At 59.2% G+C, this 18627-nt stretch carries 20 protein-coding genes; 7 read left to right on the top strand and 13 right to left on the bottom strand.

The genetic code is table 11. The annotated features are described in order from the left end of the window. The first annotated feature begins 70 nt into the window (after nucleotides 1-70). Nucleotides 71-1072, top strand: a complete 1002-nt coding sequence (locus AACY19_RS22745) for an LLM class flavin-dependent oxidoreductase (RefSeq protein WP_339453855.1) — start codon at nucleotides 71-73, stop codon at nucleotides 1070-1072. A gap of 72 nt (nucleotides 1073-1144) precedes the next feature. Here the strand turns inward: AACY19_RS22745 and AACY19_RS22740 are convergent, their stop codons facing one another. Both AACY19_RS22740 and AACY19_RS22735 read right to left on the bottom strand, forming a co-directional pair. Next, complete coding sequence (locus AACY19_RS22740) at nucleotides 1145-1366, bottom strand: DUF1161 domain-containing protein (RefSeq protein ID WP_339453854.1); 222 nt, start codon at nucleotides 1364-1366, stop codon at nucleotides 1145-1147. Nucleotides 1367-1494: 128 nt separating this feature from the next. Next, on the bottom strand, nucleotides 1495-1710 hold the full coding sequence (locus AACY19_RS22735; protein WP_016985551.1) for a dodecin: 216 nt from the start codon (nucleotides 1708-1710) through the stop codon (nucleotides 1495-1497). A gap of 157 nt (nucleotides 1711-1867) precedes the next feature. Between AACY19_RS22735 and AACY19_RS22730 the strand changes: the two genes are divergently transcribed. After that, nucleotides 1868-2194, top strand: coding sequence for a DUF883 family protein (locus AACY19_RS22730; protein WP_007911686.1), 327 nt, complete (start codon nucleotides 1868-1870; stop codon nucleotides 2192-2194). Here AACY19_RS22730 and AACY19_RS22725 read toward each other — a convergent pair. Then, the gene (locus tag AACY19_RS22725) at nucleotides 2167-3084 is read right to left on the bottom strand and encodes a LysR family transcriptional regulator (protein WP_339453853.1); all 918 of its coding nucleotides are present in this window, start codon (nucleotides 3082-3084) and stop codon (nucleotides 2167-2169) included. The genes AACY19_RS22730 and AACY19_RS22725 overlap by 28 nt on opposite strands. A gap of 122 nt (nucleotides 3085-3206) precedes the next feature. On the opposite strand from AACY19_RS22725, the gene trpB reads away from it, so the two are divergent. From trpB to AACY19_RS22710, 3 genes are all read left to right on the top strand, one after another. Then, entirely contained in the window at nucleotides 3207-4439 is a 1233-nt protein-coding gene (trpB, locus tag AACY19_RS22720) for a tryptophan synthase subunit beta (protein ID WP_339453852.1), read from the top strand. Next, nucleotides 4439-5251 (top strand): tryptophan synthase subunit alpha, encoded by an 813-nt coding sequence (gene trpA / locus AACY19_RS22715; RefSeq protein ID WP_339453851.1) that lies wholly within the window; start codon nucleotides 4439-4441, stop codon nucleotides 5249-5251. Before trpB ends, trpA begins: the two co-directional genes overlap by 1 nt. 122 nt (nucleotides 5252-5373) lie before the next feature. After that, nucleotides 5374-5829, top strand: coding sequence for an anti-virulence regulator CigR family protein (locus tag AACY19_RS22710; RefSeq protein ID WP_339453850.1), 456 nt, complete (start codon nucleotides 5374-5376; stop codon nucleotides 5827-5829). A 47-nt stretch (nucleotides 5830-5876) separates the two neighbouring features. On the opposite strand, the gene AACY19_RS22705 is transcribed toward AACY19_RS22710, so the two are convergent. The 10 genes from AACY19_RS22705 to AACY19_RS22660 form a co-directional block, all read right to left on the bottom strand. Next, nucleotides 5877-7838 (bottom strand): DUF7844 domain-containing protein, encoded by a 1962-nt coding sequence (locus AACY19_RS22705; RefSeq protein WP_339453849.1) that lies wholly within the window; start codon nucleotides 7836-7838, stop codon nucleotides 5877-5879. Further along, nucleotides 7835-8155 carry a DUF2388 domain-containing protein gene (locus tag AACY19_RS22700; protein WP_339453848.1) on the bottom strand — a complete coding sequence of 107 codons (321 nt, stop codon included), beginning with the start codon at nucleotides 8153-8155 and terminating at the stop codon, nucleotides 7835-7837. The genes AACY19_RS22705 and AACY19_RS22700 overlap by 4 nt, the downstream gene beginning before the upstream one ends. Before the next feature lie 27 nt (nucleotides 8156-8182). Then, entirely contained in the window at nucleotides 8183-8491 is a 309-nt protein-coding gene (locus AACY19_RS22695; RefSeq protein WP_339453847.1) for a DUF2388 domain-containing protein, read from the bottom strand. A gap of 107 nt (nucleotides 8492-8598) precedes the next feature. After that, nucleotides 8599-8916 carry a DUF2388 domain-containing protein gene (locus tag AACY19_RS22690; RefSeq protein ID WP_007911658.1) on the bottom strand — a complete coding sequence of 106 codons (318 nt, stop codon included), beginning with the start codon at nucleotides 8914-8916 and terminating at the stop codon, nucleotides 8599-8601. A 365-nt stretch (nucleotides 8917-9281) separates the two neighbouring features. Further along, nucleotides 9282-9497 (bottom strand): DUF1127 domain-containing protein, encoded by a 216-nt coding sequence (locus AACY19_RS22685; protein ID WP_007911656.1) that lies wholly within the window; start codon nucleotides 9495-9497, stop codon nucleotides 9282-9284. A 311-nt stretch (nucleotides 9498-9808) separates the two neighbouring features. Then, nucleotides 9809-11302, bottom strand: coding sequence for an acetyl-CoA hydrolase/transferase family protein (locus AACY19_RS22680; protein ID WP_339453846.1), 1494 nt, complete (start codon nucleotides 11300-11302; stop codon nucleotides 9809-9811). Between the two features lie 214 nt (nucleotides 11303-11516). Next, complete coding sequence (locus AACY19_RS22675; RefSeq protein WP_339453845.1) at nucleotides 11517-12950, bottom strand: NAD(P)(+) transhydrogenase (Re/Si-specific) subunit beta; 1434 nt, start codon at nucleotides 12948-12950, stop codon at nucleotides 11517-11519. Beyond that, on the bottom strand, nucleotides 12950-13270 hold the full coding sequence (locus tag AACY19_RS22670; protein ID WP_003187417.1) for an NAD(P) transhydrogenase subunit alpha: 321 nt from the start codon (nucleotides 13268-13270) through the stop codon (nucleotides 12950-12952). The genes AACY19_RS22675 and AACY19_RS22670 overlap by 1 nt, the downstream gene beginning before the upstream one ends. A 15-nt stretch (nucleotides 13271-13285) precedes the next feature. Next, entirely contained in the window at nucleotides 13286-14407 is a 1122-nt protein-coding gene (locus AACY19_RS22665; protein WP_339453844.1) for a Re/Si-specific NAD(P)(+) transhydrogenase subunit alpha, read from the bottom strand. Between the two features lie 434 nt (nucleotides 14408-14841). Then, nucleotides 14842-15741 carry a LysR family transcriptional regulator gene (locus AACY19_RS22660; RefSeq protein WP_339453843.1) on the bottom strand — a complete coding sequence of 300 codons (900 nt, stop codon included), beginning with the start codon at nucleotides 15739-15741 and terminating at the stop codon, nucleotides 14842-14844. A 158-nt stretch (nucleotides 15742-15899) separates the two neighbouring features. Here AACY19_RS22660 and AACY19_RS22655 point away from each other — a divergent pair, with 158 nt between their 5' ends. Together AACY19_RS22655 and AACY19_RS22650 are read left to right on the top strand one after the other, a co-directional pair. Continuing rightward, nucleotides 15900-17081 (top strand): acyl-CoA dehydrogenase, encoded by a 1182-nt coding sequence (locus AACY19_RS22655; protein ID WP_039757058.1) that lies wholly within the window; start codon nucleotides 15900-15902, stop codon nucleotides 17079-17081. 13 nt (nucleotides 17082-17094) lie between these two features. Continuing rightward, complete coding sequence (locus AACY19_RS22650; protein ID WP_339453842.1) at nucleotides 17095-18315, top strand: CaiB/BaiF CoA transferase family protein; 1221 nt, start codon at nucleotides 17095-17097, stop codon at nucleotides 18313-18315. The last annotated feature ends 312 nt before the right edge of the window (nucleotides 18316-18627 follow it).

The raw sequence follows: 18627 nt of genomic DNA, 5'->3' as shown, positions 1-18627 counted from the left end.
ACACGCTTATGAATTCGGCAGGTTTTCGTTCGTATCAACAACCTGCCTCCCGACTCGGAGACGCAGGTTTATGAAGCAACTGTCCGACGTAAAATTTTCCACCCTCGATCTGGTGCCGGTACGCGAAAACGGCAGCCCGGCGCAGTCGCTGCGCAACTCGCTGGACCTGGTCCGGCACGTCGAGAAGTTTGGCTACACACGGTTCTGGGTCGCTGAACACCACAACATGGACGGCATCGCCAGTTCCGCCACCTCGGTACTGCTGGGGTATCTGGCGGGGGGGACGTCGACCATTCGTGTCGGTTCCGGTGGCGTGATGCTGCCCAACCATGCGCCGCTGGTGATCGCCGAGCAGTTCGGTACCCTGGAAAGTCTGTACCCGGGACGCATCGATCTGGGCCTGGGCCGTGCGCCCGGTTCTGACCAGATGACCGCCCGCGCCTTGCGCCGCGAGCGTTCCGGCAGCGCCGATGATTTCCCCGAAGATGTTGCCGAACTGGCGCGTTTCCTCGGCCCGCGCACCGCGGATCAGCGCGTGATCGCCATGCCGGGCACCGGCACCAACGTGCCGATCTGGCTGCTCGGCTCCAGCCTGTTCAGCGCACAACTGGCCGGTGAGCGCGGTTTGCCTTACGCCTTTGCCTCGCATTTCGCCCCGCGTTTCATGCATGAGGCGATTCGCGTCTACCGCAATCACTTCAAGCCTTCGGCGTTGCTCGACAAGCCTTACGTGATGCTCGGCGTGCCACTGGTGGCGGCGGATACCGATGAACAAGCCGATTATCTGGCGACTTCGGTGTACCAGCGCATTCTCGCGCTGATGCGTGGGCAGAGCCTGGTGCAGCGTCCGCCGGTGAAAACCATGGACGGCTTGTGGCTGCCACACGAACGGGAAGCGGTGGGGGATTTCCTCGGTCTGGCGATGGTCGGCAGCCCGCAGAAGATCCGCGCGAAGCTGGAGGTGCTGGTTGAGCAGACCCAGGCCGATGAGCTGATCTTTACCAGCGACTTGTACGAACACGCTGATCGCGTGCATTCCTATGAGCTGCTGGCGCAGGTCATGAAGGGCTGAAAAGCGCCCTCATCCTAACCTGGACACAAAAAAGCCGACGTATTCGCGTCGGCTTTTGTATTTCAGGCGCGATCAACCGCGGGTGTAGACGATGTCCTTGGTGCCGCCTTCGCAGCTGCCGACGACTTTGCCGCCTGTGGCGCCCTTGTCGACAATCTCCAGCGAATACCCGGAAACGCCCTTGGCATCCAGCTTCGCTGCAATCTCGGCCTTCAACTCTTCACATGGCTTGCCGGCAGCAAACGCACCACCGGCAAGGCTCAACAAACCTACAGCCAACATGAACTTCTTCATCGGTCGCACTCCCTGGTCGGATTAAAAGAGGCGGGCGTCGAGTCGTTCACTCGATGCACCTACCCTGTAGCGCTTTGCCATTCCTATGGCACTCGGCCAGCGCGCAAGTTCAGAAGACTAGACCAAACTCAGCTGCTGGCAATCTTGAAGCCCACTTTCAATGTCACCTGAAAGTGCGCTGCCTTGCCGTCCTTGATGTGGCCACGGGTTTCGGTCACTTCAAACCATTCCAGGTTGCGAATGGTCTTGTTCGCTTCAGCGATTGCGTTGTTGATGGCATCTTCGATGCTGCTGGTGGACGAACCGACCAGCTCGACTTTCTTGTACGTGTGATGGTCACTCATGGCGATCTCCTTGGCGTGTGGATTTGAGACTAGCAGTGAATCTGCTCTGTTGATTTCGGTGGCTCTGCGCGCGTGAAGTTCAGATTTTCTGCACTTTCTCAAACCGCTGAAGTCCCAACCAACACACGCCACTCATCACCAATGCAGGAGAGCCACCATGGCCAACACCTCTTTACGTAAAGCCTCGTTGCAAAGCATGGAAGCCGAGATCGAGAGTCTGCTCAAGTCGTTGGAAAGCCTCAAGGACGACGCTTCGGACGAGTCGCGCAAGACCCTCAAGGCGCTGAAAAGCAACGCCGAAAGCGCGCTCAAACATTCCCGTCACCTGCTCAGCGACGCCTACGAAGAAGTCAAAGTGAAAACCCGCGAAACCGGGATCGCCACCCGTGATTACGCGCAGGAACATCCGTGGACGACGGCCGGCGTGGCGGTCGGTGCAATCGGTCTGCTTGCCGCTTACTTGCTGTTCAAGCGCGGCGAGTGATCGCCTTGGCGCAGCTCGTTCTTGAGCCATTGCGCCAGTTGCCGGGCGCGTCCGTCTGCGGCGCGTTTGGGTAGCCACAACGCCAGTTGCGCCGGGGTTTCACAGAAGCCCCAGGGCGCAACCAGGCGACCGGCCTTCAAGTCTTCGATCACTAGCGGTTCGGGCGCGATGGCTACGCCGAGACCGGCCATTGCGGCCTCCAGCAAATAATACAAATGCTCGAAACCTTGTCCCAGCCTCAAGGCCTTGGCGTCGAGGTGGCGTTGTTGTGCCCAGCTCGGCCACGCCTGTGGACGAGACGTCGTATGCAGCAGCGGTTCATCGAGCAGCGCTGACGCGGGCGCGTTCTGCAGCCGTTGATAGCCATTGAACAGCGGGCTCATCACCGGGCCGATGCGTTCTGCGGCCAATTCGTAAACCTGCATATCCGCAGGCCAGGGTGGTTCGGCGAACAGCAGCAAGGCGTCCAGACCCGGGCGGCGAGGATCGAGATCGCCTTCACCCGCCGACAGGTGCAGGCGCAAGTCTGGCAGCTCAGCATTCAGCCGCCCCAGGCGCGGGATAAACCAGCGTGCCAGCAAGCTCCCCGAGCAACCGAGCACGAACGGTGCATCGGCAGTGCTTTGGGTCAATTCCGCACACACAATGCGCAAGCGATCAAATGCCTCACCGCTGACATCGCGTAACCGCACGCCGGCATCTGTGAGTTTCAAGCCGCGCCCGTCCTTGACGAAAAGACTCACACCAAGGTGTTCCTCCAGCGCTTTCAATTGTCGACTGACCGCCCCATGGGTGACGTGCAGCTGTTCGGCAGCCTGGCTGACGCTGTTCAAGCGGGCAGTGGCCTCGAAGGCACGCAAGGCGTTCAGCGGAGGAAGGTCATGGCTCATGGTATGTGTGAGTTTTCCTGACAGGTTGCGGCGATCTTATCGGTTTTCAGCATAGAAGGTCAGGGGTAGAGTGGTCGTCATTGTCTTCTTTCGTCATTTCGTACATTCAGCTGGAGCAACCCATGACCCAGACGTCGAACACCTCTGATCTGCGTAACGGCCCTGACGCCAACGGCCTGTTCGGCTCGTTCGGTGGCCGCTATGTGGCGGAAACCCTGATGCCGTTGATCCTCGACCTGGCCCGCGAATACGAAGCGGCCAAGGAAGATCCTGCATTCAAAGAAGAATTGGCCTACTTCCAGCGTGACTATGTCGGACGTCCGAGCCCGCTGTATTTCGCCGAACGCCTGACCGAGTTCTGCGGTGGCGCAAAGATCTACCTCAAGCGCGAAGAGCTGAACCACACCGGCGCGCACAAGATCAACAACTGCATCGGCCAGATCCTGCTGGCGCGGCGCATGGGCAAGAAGCGCATCATTGCCGAGACTGGCGCCGGCATGCACGGTGTGGCGACTGCTACTGTCGCTGCGCGCTTCGGTCTGGATTGCGTGATCTACATGGGCACCACTGACATCGAACGTCAGCAAGCCAACGTCTTCCGCATGAAGCTGCTGGGCGCTGAGGTGATTCCGGTGGTGGCCGGCACCGGCACTCTGAAAGACGCGATGAACGAAGCCCTGCGCGACTGGGTGACCAACGTCGACAGCACGTTCTACCTGATCGGCACCGTGGCCGGCCCGCATCCTTATCCTGCGATGGTCCGTGACTTCCAGGCGGTGATCGGCAAGGAAACCCGCGATCAGTTGCAGGCTCAGGAAGGTCGTCTGCCGGACAGTCTGGTGGCGTGCATCGGTGGCGGTTCCAACGCCATGGGCCTGTTCCACCCGTTCCTTGACGACAAGAGCGTCGAGATCATCGGCGTTGAAGCGGCCGGTTACGGCATCGAAACCGGCAAGCACGCGGCGAGCCTGAACGGCGGCGTTCCAGGTGTGTTGCACGGCAACCGTACTTTCCTGCTGCAGGACGACGATGGCCAGATCATCGACGCCCACTCGATTTCCGCCGGCCTCGACTACCCAGGCATCGGCCCGGAGCACGCGTGGTTGCATGACATCGGTCGCGTTCAGTACACCTCGGTGACCGACGACGAAGCCCTCGATGCGTTCCACAAATGCTGCCGCCTGGAAGGAATCATTCCAGCGCTGGAAAGCGCTCACGCTTTGGCTGAAGTGTTCAAACGCGCACCGAAGCTGCCGAAGGATCACCTGATGGTGGTCAACCTGTCGGGCCGTGGCGACAAAGACATGCAGACCGTCATGCACCATATGGAACAGTCCCAGCAGGAGAAACACTGATGAGCCGCCTGCAAACCCGTTTTGCCGACCTCAAGGAACAAAACCGCGCCGCGCTGGTGACCTTCGTTACCGCCGGTGATCCGGACTACGACACCTCACTGGCGATCCTTAAAGGCTTGCCGGGTGCTGGCGCCGACGTGATCGAACTGGGCATGCCGTTCACCGACCCGATGGCCGACGGCCCGGCGATCCAGTTGGCGAACATCCGTGCCTTGGGCGCCAGGCAGAACCTGGTGAAAACCCTGCAAATGGTTCGCGAATTCCGCGAAGGTAACAGCGACACGCCGCTGGTGCTGATGGGTTACTACAACCCGATCCACATGTATGGCGTTGAGCGCTTCATTGCTGACGCGAAAGAGGCTGGCGTCGATGGTCTGATCGTGGTCGACATGCCACCCGAGCATAACGCCGAGCTGTGTGATCCGGCGCAGGCTGCCGGTCTGGACTTTATCCGCCTGACCACGCCAACCACCGACGATGCGCGTTTGCCGAAAGTGCTCAACGGCAGCTCCGGTTTCGTTTATTACGTGTCGGTGGCCGGTGTGACCGGCGCTGGCGCTGCAACACTGGAGCACGTCGAAGAGGCGGTCACCCGTCTGCGCCGTCATACCGATCTGCCGATCAGCATCGGTTTCGGTATCCGCACGCCTGAGCAAGCGGCATCCATCGCGCGCTTGGCCGACGGTGTTGTGGTGGGCTCGGCACTGATCGATCACATCGCCAACGCAACGACGCCAGCCCAAGCCATCGACGGTGTGTTGAGCCTGTGCTCGGCCCTCTCCGAAGGGGTGCGTAAGGCCCGCGTCAGTTGAAGGTAAAGTTCCTGATACAGAGGAATTAGCGCCTCGCGCGACAGACTAAATGAGCAAGACCGAGGGCTTCAGAACATCGTTCTGAAGCCCTTTTTGCTGTTTGTGCCGTGAGGAAATACCCGATGAAAATGCCGAAACGTCTGATGGCCGGACTGGGTGTGCTGGTGATCAGCGCGACCCCGCTGCTGGCCAGCGCCGACCCGCGCGATGATCACGACCACGGCGGCCCGCAGCAGGGCCATTACGACAACCATGGGAATGACCACCGCGACGATCATCGTGGCCCGCAGAACGATCACCGTGCTGGCCCGCCGCCGCACGACTTCGGGCCGGTGCGCCAGACCATTCGCGATAACCATGGCTACTTCGTCCGCGGTGCACCGCCGCCCCCGGGGATTCATCTGGAGCGTGGTCGACCGTTGCCGCACGGCTATTACGGTGAGCGCCTGGATAATCGTGCGTTGGGCCGCTTGCCGGTTTATCCGGGTTACGAGTGGCGCCGGGCCGGGGGCGATATCGTGTTGATCGCGGTGGGCTCCGGGATCGTTTATGAAATTCTGGATGGAGTTTTGTATTGATCAGCAGGCAATAAAAAAGATCGCAGCCAATGGCTGCGATCTTCTTTTCAGGGCAGTTCCAACCCGCCCGAAGCCTTGTGCAATTTGCGCAAATGCGCGCCAATCTGCTTCACGTTTTCCTCGCTGGCGGCTATTTCGGCCGCCCGCTTGGGCTCAAGTAATTTGCGCACTTCCGCGTCCAGATCGCCAGACAGCACCAGCAACTTCTTCTGTCGCTGACTGCTCTCATCTTCCAGCCGTTTGAACTCGCTCGGCTGTGGTAATCCGTAACCGCGACTATCGAGCAACTCCGCCGGGCGACTGAGGAAGCCGCTGTTGGCGAGGATTTCCTGCAGGGTCGCGTTGGCCTTGTCCATGCCACCGTTTTCCAGCTCGCGGGCGCCAAGGTAACGCTGTTTGACTTCATCCTGCGCCAGCAGCAACTGGCGGCGATAACTGGCTTGCTCCAGCAACAACAGCGCGGCGCTGGTGCGCAAATCCGCTCGCTCGAACCACTCGCGACGCTGTTCGGCGGAGAGTGACAACCATTCTTCGACGGTGGTTTGTTTGATCGGCAGTTGCTTCTTAAGTACATCGAACATGGCTTGATAGCGATCGCGGAACGAGTCGAAGCGGTAACCGAGGCGCAGTGCTTCTTTGGGATCATCCAGCACGCTGGTGTCAGCCAGGCCGCGACCTTTCATTACTTCGAGCAGGCCGTTGGGCATGATGCTGTCCAGACCCACGAACCGCGAGTTGTTGCTGCCGCTGCGCAGCAGCTTCAAACCTTCCACCGCACAGTTGTTGGAAAGGAAGAAGTAGTTGCCGTCGTAGCTCCAGTGCATTTCGGCGGCGTGTTCGACCACGCCTTCGATTTCTTCGCGCGACAGGTTGATCGGCACCGAGGCTAGGCTGCGCAGTTCGGTTTTGGTGTATTCGTCGATGACTTGCGCTAAGGGCAGGACGAACAACCGTGACGGGTATTTGCCGACCAGACCGTCCCAGCTCGACAACTGCACATCACCCACAAAGGCGCGATACGACAGCACCAGATGCTGATCGAGATCGAGCCGGCAATCCGGGCCACGCGGCCGGCCCGGTGCGCAGATCACCAGACGCAACATGCTGTGGCCCCAGCGGCTGACCCAGTTCTGATTGGCCTCGGCCAGCAGATAATCGACGGCGTAGACCCTTTCCGGATCGACTTGCCCTAACGGTTGTTTGGCAAAGTCGTTACCCGCGTTCAAAAACGCGAAGGTCTTGCTGCAAGTGTCTTTGGCCGGTGGCGCCCAGCCGAAGTGCTGCTGGTAATAGCGATACAGCGCCGGGCGGCGGCAGGCATAGCTCGGGTCGAGAAGGAAATACTCCATGTTGACCGCGACGAACTCTTTCGGACTGGAGATTTCGTAGAGATCCGGGCTGCGGGCGATCTGCCGGTTGTGTTGCTCGCGTTCGCCGCGACGGCCGACGTATTGTTGCCAGCCGGCGAGGTCGAGCAGGCGTGGGTCATCGCTGAGGGTGAAGCGACGGCCGTTCTGTCCACGGCATTCGTCCGGGATGCCGATCAGCCCGGCGCTGTTGAAACGCCGGGTGCAGCGTTGGATCAGCGTGCGTTCGGCATCCGGCCACAAGCGGGCGCGGTCATAGATATGGGTGATTTCGTGCAGCACCGTGGCGAGCAGTTCCTGGCGCACAGTGCCGTGGGGGCGATTGGTTTTTTCTTTGGCCGCGCTGCCGTCGGTGAGGCCGGCGAGCAGTTTGCGATTCAGATCGAGCTCGGAAACCAGCGTGGCCTGGCCGTAGGCGTTGCCGGGCATGTCGTCGGTCCAGCCGACATCGATGCGCCGATCCAGCCGCTCGATGAAGCTCGGCGGCAGTTTTTGCATCGCCTCATCGATCAGCGCCTGGCTGGCCTGTTGTTGGGCGGGGCTCAGACCGTCGGTCTTGAGCCGCAATTGCAGGCTGGCGTGGGCGCTGTTGCCGAGCAGCAACAACGCCCCGGCCAGCAGCCAGGTGCCAATTGACTTCACAGTGCGAGGATGGCTTCGGCGAGTACCTGATCGCTGGCATCGCGCGCTTCCGGCACGCGCGTGCGCAAGGTGTTGAACGCGGCTTCCAGATGCGCGCCACGGATATCACCGTTGGTGGCGACGAAACTGGCGGCGTCGTCGTGGGCTTCGCGGATGATTTTCGAATCACGGATCGACGTGGTGGTATCGGAAGTGAAATCGATGGTGCGCTGCGAGGCACGAACGATGATGTTACTGGTGGCTACCAGGGTGTGTGCCTGGGCCACGTCGGCCAACAAAAACAGGCCAAGGGCGGCAGCAATCAGCGGGCTACGCATGGAACGACTCCGAAAGGACAGGGATAGCTATTGGACGAGAATTGCCTCTGCCAGTTCAAGGTCGCTGACATGAAGTTTTGGCCGCGTTTTGCGCAAGTAATGCAATGCGGATTCCAGTCGAGCGCCTCGCCATTCACCGTCACTGGCTACGAACACTGCTGCATCATCGTGGGCAGCGAGCAACAGTTTACGGTCGAAAGGTGCGGAAGACACCATGCCGGTTGCCCAGACGCTCACCACCGTATTTTGGGTGGAGACATCAAAGGCGTTGGCCGGGGTCACCCAGCAGGCGGTTAACAATACGGAAGGGACAAGCAGTTTTTGAAGAAAATGCATAAGGCTCGGTAACCGTTGGCGAGGCTCAAGGCTAGCGTAATGCCCGGGTCAGAGCCAGCGCCGAAACATCGGGACACGCCAAGCGTGTCCCGCAACGCCGCTGTCGCTTAGATCGTCAGAATGGCCTGAGCCAGCTGTGCATCGGTGGCTTGCAGCTGTGGCGCCTGATGGCGGATGTGATCCAGCGCACTCTCCAGTTTCACACCACGAATTTCGCCTTCGCTGGCGACGAAGCTGGCGGCGTCGTCACGGGCGGCGAGGACGATCTTGTCGTCACGGAAGGACGAAGTGACGTCGGAGGTGGCGTCGGAGGAGGATTTCAGTGCACCAACCACCGCGTCGGTGGTGACGATGAAGCTGGTGGCGCTGGCATTGGCAGCCACGGCCAGCAGGGCGGCAGCGCTGAGCAGACGAAGACGGGACATAGGGTAACTCCTGTGGATAAACCGTATTGAGAGGTGGCTCGGTATCTGAGGAGTCAGACGCCAGTCGCGCATCGTTCGCCACGTTCTGTGTGGATATTAGGCGCAGATCCTTTCGCCAGACCAGCATCCAGACGAAAAACCCGTAAAAGCTGCTGAAGATTGCGATCTTTTGCTTGATCAAAAGATCGCAATCTTCAGCAGCTTGAAAAATTGTACTGGTAGTAATTAGTGATTTAGGAACTGTACTGGTTTGGTTTTTTCAGACGTTAAAACGACAAAACCCGTCGTGGTTTCCCACGACGGGTTTTGTTTGTTCGATTCGGGTTGCTGGCGGTGGGTCTAACGACCAGAGCCAGCGACGCTACTTAGCGCCAGAACGGCTTGCTCAGCTCTTCGTAGCGTTGTGCTTCGCTGATACCGGCGTCAGCCAGCAGGCGCGAATCCAGACGAGCCAGTTGGTGGCGGCTGGAGATGCGGCGCTGCCACAACATCAGGTTGGCGATAACGCGCAGAGGCAGGGAAGCCTGGGTGTTTACAGCTTTGTCTTCGAAGAACAGTTCGGAACTGAGTGTACGTTCCATGGTTGACATCCTTCCGCTTGTGGCGGGATCAGGTAGTGGTTTGACTGGTGACCATGATCCTCTCGTTTGCCTAGTCTCTCTAGATACAGTTCAACTGTATTGTGAGTGACCAGTTAACTGTTTATAGGGGGTGTATGGGTCGAAATCGAGCAAACTGTACCTGTCTGCACTTAAGTGGTGCATTTTCACTCAATTTGGTCGGCTAGGTAAGTAATTGCTGTAGGAAAAGACCGGTACAGAAGTACAGTTTTTGCAAGGCTGGGCGACCGCTGACGCAAACTGTGTTTGCGTCAGCGATTTATCGACGTGGCTTACACTGCCAGCATGCGCCCGGTTTCTTCCAGATTCATGTGCCAGCTCAAGGCTTCACGAAGAATGTGCGGGGTGTGTCCACCGATTGCGCAGGCTGCGCTGAAGTAGTCATTCAGCGCTTGGCGGAAATCGGGGTGTACACAGTTGTCGATGATCACCCGGGCACGCTCCCGTGGTGCCAGGCCACGCAAGTCGGCCAGACCCACTTCAGTCACCAGAATGTCGACGTCATGTTCGGTATGGTCAACGTGACTGACCATCGGGACCACGCTGGAAATCGCGCCGCCCTTGGCAATCGACTTGGTCACGAATACCGCCAGATGCGCGTTGCGCGCGAAGTCCCCGGAGCCGCCGATGCCGTTCATCATCCGCGTACCGCAAACGTGGGTGGAGTTGACGTTGCCGTAGATGTCGAATTCCAGCGCCGTGTTGATGCCGATGATGCCCAGCCGACGCACCACTTCCGGGTGGTTGGAAATCTCCTGCGGGCGCAGTACCAGTTTGTCCTTGTACTTCTCCAGATTGCCGAACACGTCGCTGTTGCGTCGTTCCGACAAAGTGATCGAGCTGCCCGAGGCAAAGCTCAGCTTGCCGGCGTCGATCAGGTCGAAGGTCGAGTCCTGCAACACTTCGGAATACATGGTCAGGTCTTCGAACGGCGAATCGATCAGGCCGCACATTACCGCGTTGGCAATGTTGCCGATCCCGGCCTGCAGCGGGCCGAGCTTGTTGGTCATGCGTCCGGCGTCGACTTCCTGCTTGAAGAAGGTGATCAGGTGATCGGCGATGGCATTGGTGTCGACGTCTGGCGACGATACGGTGGACGGCGAATCTGGCTGCTGGGTGATGACGATGGCGACAATCTTCTCCGGCGGAATCGGAATCGCGGTGCTGCCGATGCGGTCGTCGACTTTTACCAGCGGGATCGGCGTGCGCGTCGGGCGGTATGTCGGGATATAGATGTCGTGCAGGCCTTCGAGATTGGCGTTGTGCGCCAGGTTGATCTCGACGATGACCTGTTTGGCGAAAATCGCGAAGCTGGCCGAGTTGCCCACAGACGTCGTCGGCACGATGTGGCCCTGTTCGGTGATGGCCACGGCTTCGATGACGGCGATGTCCGGCAGCTTCAGTTGCTGGTTGCGCAGTTGCTCGACGGTTTCCGACAGGTGCTGGTCGATGAACATCACCTGGCCGGCGTTGATTGCCTTGCGCAAGGTGCTGTCGACCTGGAATGGCATGCGTCGCGACAGCACACCGGCCTCGGTCAGTTGCTTGTCGAGGTCGTTGCCCAGGCTGGCGCCGGTCATCAGGCTGATCTGCAGCGGCGTGACCTTGGCGCGCTCCGCCAGTGCGTGAGGAACAGCCTTGGCTTCGCCGGCACGGGTGAACCCGCTCATGCCGACGGTCATGCCGTCCTCAATCAGAGCGGCGGCGTCGGCAGCGCTCATCACTTTATCCAACAACGAAGGCAGGCGAATACGGTCACGGTACATGGATTATTATCTCGGGAAGCGAGTAGCAGGATGCGCAGTCTAGTGAATTTGACGGGCGCCTGTCCCGCTACCAAGGTCGCAAACGAGGCGTCTATTCAGCGGGTTTCAAGTAAAACACCGTTACCCGATCTGCAACAACGCGGCAAATTGTCCGACGTTTTGCGCAAACAAAAACGCCCCGACAAGTCGGGGCGTTCGGTGTTGCAGCGGCGTGTTACTCGACCGCTTTGACCATGTCTTCGATGACTTTCTTGGCGTCGCCGAACACCATCATGGTCTTGTCCAGGTAGAACAATTCGTTGTCCAGGCCGGCATAGCCGCTGGCCATCGAACGCTTGTTGACGATGATCGTCTTGGCCTTGAACGCTTCGAGAATCGGCATGCCGGCAATCGGCGACTTCGGATCATTCTTCGCGGCCGGGTTGACCACGTCGTTCGCGCCGAGCACCAGCACCACGTCGGCCTGGCCGAACTCGGAGTTGATGTCTTCCATCTCGAACACCTGGTCGTAAGGCACTTCGGCCTCGGCGAGCAGTACGTTCATGTGCCCTGGCATACGACCGGCAACCGGGTGGATCGCATATTTCACGGTCACGCCACGGTGGGTCAGCTTCTCGGTCAGCTCCTTCAGCGCATGCTGTGCACGTGCCACTGCCAGGCCGTAACCCGGCACGATGATCACGGTGTCGGCGTTGGTCAGCAGGAAGGTCGCGTCATCAGCCGAACCGGATTTCACCGGGCGTGCTTCTTTCGCGCCGGCCGGGCCAGCCTCGGCCGTATTGCCGAAACCGCCCAGCAGTACATTAAAGAAGGAACGGTTCATCGCCTTGCACATGATGTACGAGAGGATTGCACCGCTCGAACCCACCAGCGAGCCGGCAATGATCAGCATCGAGTTGTTCAGCGAAAAGCCGATACCGGCGGCCGCCCAGCCCGAATAGCTGTTGAGCATCGACACCACCACCGGCATGTCGGCGCCGCCGATCGGGATGATGATCAACACGCCCATCACGAACGCCAGCGCAAGCATCAGCGCAAATGCAGTGAGGTTGCCGGTGAACATGAAGGTCAGACCGAGAACCAGTGTCGCCAGGCCCAGCACAGCGTTCAGTTTGTGCTGGCCGGAAAACTGTACTGGTGCGCCCTGGAACAAGCGGAACTTGTACTTGCCCGACAGCTTGCCGAACGCAATCACCGAACCGGAGAAGGTGATTGCACCGATGGCGGCGCCGAGGAACAGCTCCAGACGGTTACCCGCAGGGATCGAATCGCCCAGCTGTTTAACGATACCCAGCGACTGCGGCTCAACCACCGCAGCGATGGCAATGAACACCGCTGCCAGGCCGATCATGCTGTGCATGAAGGCGACCAGTTCCGGCATCTTGGTCATTTCAACGCGCTTGGCCATGATCGAGCCGGCGGTGCCACCGATCAGCAGCCCAACGATGACGTACCCGATACCGGCAGTCGCGAGCTCCGCGCCCAACTTATAGATGAGACCGACGGTGGTCAGGATCGCCAACGCCATGCCGAGCATGCCGAACAGGTTGCCGCGGCGCGAAGTGGTCGGGTGCGACAGGCCTTTGAGGGCCTGGATAAAGCAGATCGACGCGATCAGGTAAAGCGTCGTGACGAGATTCATGCTCATTACTTCGGCGCCTCTTCTTTTACTTTCGGGGCTTTCTTCTTGAACATCTCAAGCATGCGGCGGGTGACCAGGAAGCCACCGAAGACGTTGACCGCTGCCAGTGCGACCGCGAGGGTGCCCATCGTTTTGCCCAGCGGCGTGACGGTGAGTGCGGCCGCGAGCATCGCGCCGACGATCACGATTGCCGAGATGGCGTTGGTTACCGCCATCAAGGGCGTGTGCAGCGCAGGCGTAACGTTCCAGACCACGTGGTAACCGACATAAATCGCCAGCACGAAGATGATCAGGTTGTAGATACCGGGGGAGATAAGTTCTTCCATCGTCTGAATCCCTGCTTAGGCGTTTTTGCGGATGACTTGGCCGTCGCGGCACATCAGGCACGCGGCGACGATGTCGTCTTCGAGGTTGACGTCGAACTGGCCTTCTTTGGTGAAGACCAGCTTGAGGAAGTCCAGCAGGTTGCGCGCGTACAGTGCCGAAGCGTCTGCAGCGACTTCGCCGGCCAGATTGGTTGGGCCGCAAATGGTCACGCCATTTTCGACCACGACCTGATCCGCCACGGTCAGCGGGCAGTTGCCGCCCTGAGCCGCCGCGAGGTCAATGACCACCGAGCCCGGCTTCATCTGCGCCACGGTTTCCGCACTCAACAGCGTCGGTGCCTTGCGGCCCGGAATCAGCGCGGTGGTGATGACAATGTCAGCCTGCTTGGCGCGTTCGTGCACGGCCTGGGCCTGACGTTGCATCCAGCTTGCCGGCATTGGCCGTGCGTAACCACCGACACCGACGGCGCATTCGCGCTCTTCATCGGTCTCGTAAGGAACATCGACGAACTTGGCGCCGAGGGATTCGATCTGCTCTTTTACCGCCGGACGCACGTCAGACGCTTCGATCACTGCACCCAGACGTTTCGCCGTGGCGATCGCCTGCAACCCGGCCACGCCCGCGCCAAGGACTAGCACGCGCGCCGCTTTCACGGTGCCCGCCGCCGTCATCAGCATTGGCATGAAGCGCGGATAGTGGTGAGCGGCCAGCAGCACAGCCTTATAGCCGGCAATGTTCGCCTGGGACGACAACACATCGAGACTCTGCGCGCGCGAGGTGCGCGGCGCCGCTTCGAGGGCGAACGCGGTAATGCCGCACTCGGCCATCTTCGCAAGGGTTTCGTTGTTGAACGGATTGAGCATGCCCACCAGCACCGTACCGCGCTTGATCAGCGTCAGTTCGGCATCGCTCGGGGCGACCACTTTGAGAATCAGCTCGGCGCCAAACGCATCGTTGGCACTGCCAATGGTTGCGCCTGCCGCTTCATAGGCACTGTCGACAACGCTGGCGTTAACGCCGGCGCCGGTTTGCACAGTGACCTTATGACCTTGGCTGATCAGCTTTTTAATGGTTTCCGGGGTTGCAGCAACCCGTGTTTCACCGGTCTGGGTTTCGAGAGGAACACCAATGTGCACGTCAAATCTCCTGCGTGATCTTATTGAGTAAACCCATGCACTACGGATGGTGCGACTGGGGCGGCCGATCAGCACGATCCCGCCAAATCAGGGCGGGGCGCGGCATTTTGCAGGCGAACTTTATGCCCTTCAAGGGATTATGACGGGTGACGGAAAATTAACTACAAGTCATGCCGTGACCGAATGTCGCAGATGACCGGTTGAATCCCTTGCAGGCCGTGGCTTGCAAGGATTCTGGCTGATTATGAAAAAATTTCTCATCGGTGGCGTGAATAGGCAGCAATACGTCGCCCATAAAGGCTCAAAGCCACGTTTTCAGGCGCTTGTGGGACGTCTGTACGACTTTCGGATACAGTCTGTTGAATTACGACAAATACTTATATCTGTAGGGCTTTGTATTTCCTGACTACGAGGTTAGTAATCGCTGCAGGCCTTTATCCTTCTAGGCTGTAGCTCTGTGCCTGGTTTACCAGCCAGTCACGAAATGCCTTTAATGACGCTGATTCGACCTTCCGCTCTGGAATCATCAGGTAATAGGCCTTGATGCTCGAAAGGGCATGAGGGCTGGCAATCACCAGGCGTTTCTCGGCCAGTTCACGCTGGATCAGGAACGGTGGAATCAGCGCAATGCCCATGTCGTGCATGGCGGCCTGGGCGAGCATGGAGAATAGCTCGTAGCGCGGACCTGTCATGTCTCGGGGGATATTCAGGTTCTGAGAGTTGAACCACTGGCGCCAAGCGTAGGGGCGGGTGGTTTGCTGCAGTAATGGAAGCTCGGCGATGGCTTCAGCCGTCAGATGAGTCTCGGTGCCGAGTAGGGCAGGGCTGCAAACCGGCATCGGATTCTCGCCCATCAATCTGTGGGATTCAGTACCGGACCAGTCGGCATCGCCGAAATAGATCGCGGCATCGAATTCGGTATCGGCAAACAGGAAGGGCCGGGTGCGGTTGGTCAGGTTAACCGTGACTTCCGGGTGCTTTAACTGGAAATCCTTGAGGCGTGGTAGCAGCCATTGCGTGCCAAACGTCGGCACCACCGCCAGTTCGATCACATTCGTGCCTTGCTGGCCCATCACCGAAAGCGTGTCCCGTTCGACCGCGTCGAGTTGAGCTGCTACGCGGCGACTGTAGGAAAGCCCCGCTTCGGTCAGTTTCACTCCGCGTCGCGAGCGTCGGAACAGTTCCACGCTGAGGAAGTCCTCAAGACTGGCAATCTGTCGGCAAATGGCGCCTTGGGTGAGGGAAAGTTCTTCGGCGGCGCGGGTGAAACTCTCATGGCGCGCGGCAGCTTCGAAGCTGATCAGCGCGGTAGTGCTGGGGATCTTTCTGCGCATGTACGTCAACCTCACTAATGGGTCGCATAAAAGGCTTTGCGGGGCGTTTCGGAGTGAGAAATTAGCACAACAGAATGCGAAATCCTCGTTTGCCGCGACGGCTAACCACGCCTAGGATCAATGCCACGTTAATTCACCCGATTTGCGAGGACACACTCATGGGCGGTAAAGCTAGCTTCAACTGGATCGATCCCCTGCTGCTGGATCAACAGCTCACCGAAGAAGAGCGCATGATCCGCGACACCGCAGAGCAATTCGCTCAACAGAGCCTCGCACCGCGTGTCCTCGAAGCCTTCCGCCATGAAAAGACTGACCCGGCGATCTTCCGGGAAATGGGCGAAGTCGGCCTGTTGGGCGCAACCATTCCCGAACAGTACGGCGGCAGTGGCCTTAACTATGTCAGCTACGGTCTGATCGCTCGCGAAGTCGAGCGAGTCGACTCCGGTTACCGCTCGATGATGAGCGTGCAGTCCTCGTTGGTGATGGTGCCGATCAACGAGTTCGGCACTGAAGCGCAGAAGCAGAAGTACCTGCCGAAACTGGCTTCCGGTGAATGGATCGGCTGCTTCGGCCTGACCGAGCCAAACCATGGTTCCGATCCGGGCGCGATGATTACCCGCGCACGCAAAGTCGACGGCGGCTACAGCCTGACCGGCGCGAAGATGTGGATCACCAACAGCCCGATTGCTGATGTGTTCGTGGTTTGGGCCAAGGACGATGCTGGCGACATCCGCGGCTTCGTACTGGAGAAGGGTTGGAAAGGCCTGAGTGCGCCGGCGATACACGGCAAGGTAGGCCTGCGAGCGTCGATCACCGGTGAAATCGTCATGGACAATGTGTTCGTGCCGGAAGAGAACATCTTCCCTGATGTACGCGGTCTGAAGGGGCCGTTCACTTGCCTCAACTCTGCGCGTTACGGCATTTCCTGGGGTGCGCTGGGTGCTGCCGAGTTCTGCTGGCACACCGCGCGCCAGTACACCCTGGATCGTCAGCAGTTCGGTCGCCCATTGGCCGCTACTCAGTTGGTCCAGAAGAAACTGGCCGACATGCAGACCGAAATCACCCTGGCCCTGCAAGGCTGCCTGCGTCTGGGGCGGATGAAGGATGAAGGTACTGCGGCGGTCGAAATCACTTCGATCATGAAGCGCAATTCCTGCGGCAAGTCACTGGACATCGCTCGTATGGCGCGCGACATGTTGGGTGGCAACGGTATCTCCGATGAATTTGGCGTGGCCCGTCATCTGGTCAACCTGGAAGTGGTGAATACCTACGAAGGCACTCACGACGTTCACGCGCTGATCCTCGGGCGTGCGCAAACCGGTCTGCAGGCGTTCTATTAACAGGAGAGCGACCATGGGCGCGCTGTCGCATCTGCGGGTACTGGATTTATCGCGCGTGTTGGCCGGGCCGTGGGCCGGGCAGATCCTCGCCGACCTTGGCGCTGAGGTGATCAAGGTCGAGCGTCCGGGCAATGGTGACGACACACGCGCCTGGGGGCCGCCCTTCCTTAAAGACGCGTATGGCGCGAACACGTCGGAGGCTGCTTACTACCTGTCGGCCAACCGCAACAAACAATCGGTGACCATCGATTTCACCCGTCCTGAAGGGCAGAACCTGGTGCGAGAGTTGGCGGCCAAGTCCGACATCCTGATCGAGAACTTCAAGGTCGGTGGGCTCGCGGCCTATGGGCTGGACTATGAGTCGCTGAAAGCGATCAATCCGAATCTGATCTATTGCTCAATCACCGGCTTCGGCCAGACCGGGCCATACGCCAAGCGCGCTGGTTACGACTTCATGATTCAGGGGTTGGGTGGGCTGATGAGCCTGACGGGCCGGCCTGAGGGTGATGATGGGGCCGGGCCGGTGAAGGTCGGCGTGGCATTGACCGATATTCTCACCGGGCTGTATTCGACGGTGGCGATCCTTGCGGCGCTTGCGCATCGCGATCATGACGGCGGTGGTCAGCACATTGATATGGCGTTGCTTGATGTGCAGGTGGCATGTCTGGCCAATCAGGCGATGAACTACCTCACCACGGGCAATGCACCCAAGCGTCTCGGCAACGCTCATCCGAACATCGTGCCTTATCAGGACTTTCCTACGGCTGACGGCGACTTCATTCTTACAGTCGGTAATGACGGGCAGTTCCGCAAGTTTGCTGAAGTGGCGGGGCAGCCGCACTGGGCGGATGATCCGCGATTTGTTACCAACAAGCTCCGGGTGGCCAATCGGGCGGTGTTGATTCCCTTGATTCGGCAGGCGACGGTCTTCAAGACAACTGCCGAGTGGGTGGCTCAACTGGAACAGGCGGGCGTGCCTTGCGGGCCGATCAACGATCTGTCGCAGGTATTCGAGGACCCGCAAGTGAAGGCGCGCGGGTTGGCGATTGAACTACCTCATGCGTTGGCAGGGATGGTGCCTCAGGTGGCTAGCCCTATACGGTTGTCGCAGACGCCGGTCGAGTATCGGCATGCGCCTCCTCTATTGGGCGAACATACGCTTGAGGTGCTGCAGCGGGTGTTGGGGCTTGGCGCGGGAACCGTCGATGCGCTGAAGGTGGATGGAGTGCTCTGATGGGGTTTCTATATAGAAGGAGTGTTTTCTTCATCTATATAGAGAATTGGGGGTTTTTCAGGTTATCTGTAAGTCATTGAAAGAAAACTGAAATTAACGGTTGACGGCAGATTTCAGATGTCTATAATTCGCCCCACTTCCGGCGCAGTCGAAACGGAAAACTCCTTGAGATTCAATGAGTTATGTAGGTTTCGGCAGCAGGTTGCTTCAGTTCATCGAAGTCGAAAGGAAGTTGAAAAAGAGGTGTTGACAGCAGCGTGTAACGCTGTAGAATTCGCCTCCCGCTGACGAGAGATCGGAAGCGCAAGTGGT

Origin of the sequence: Pseudomonas sp. EA_5y_Pfl2_R50 (assembly GCF_963970475.1) — a bacterium.
Lineage (GTDB): Bacteria > Pseudomonadota > Gammaproteobacteria > Pseudomonadales > Pseudomonadaceae > Aquipseudomonas.
The sequence above is the reverse complement of the archived record's forward strand: the minus strand, read 5'-3'. Positions and strand labels throughout refer to the sequence as shown.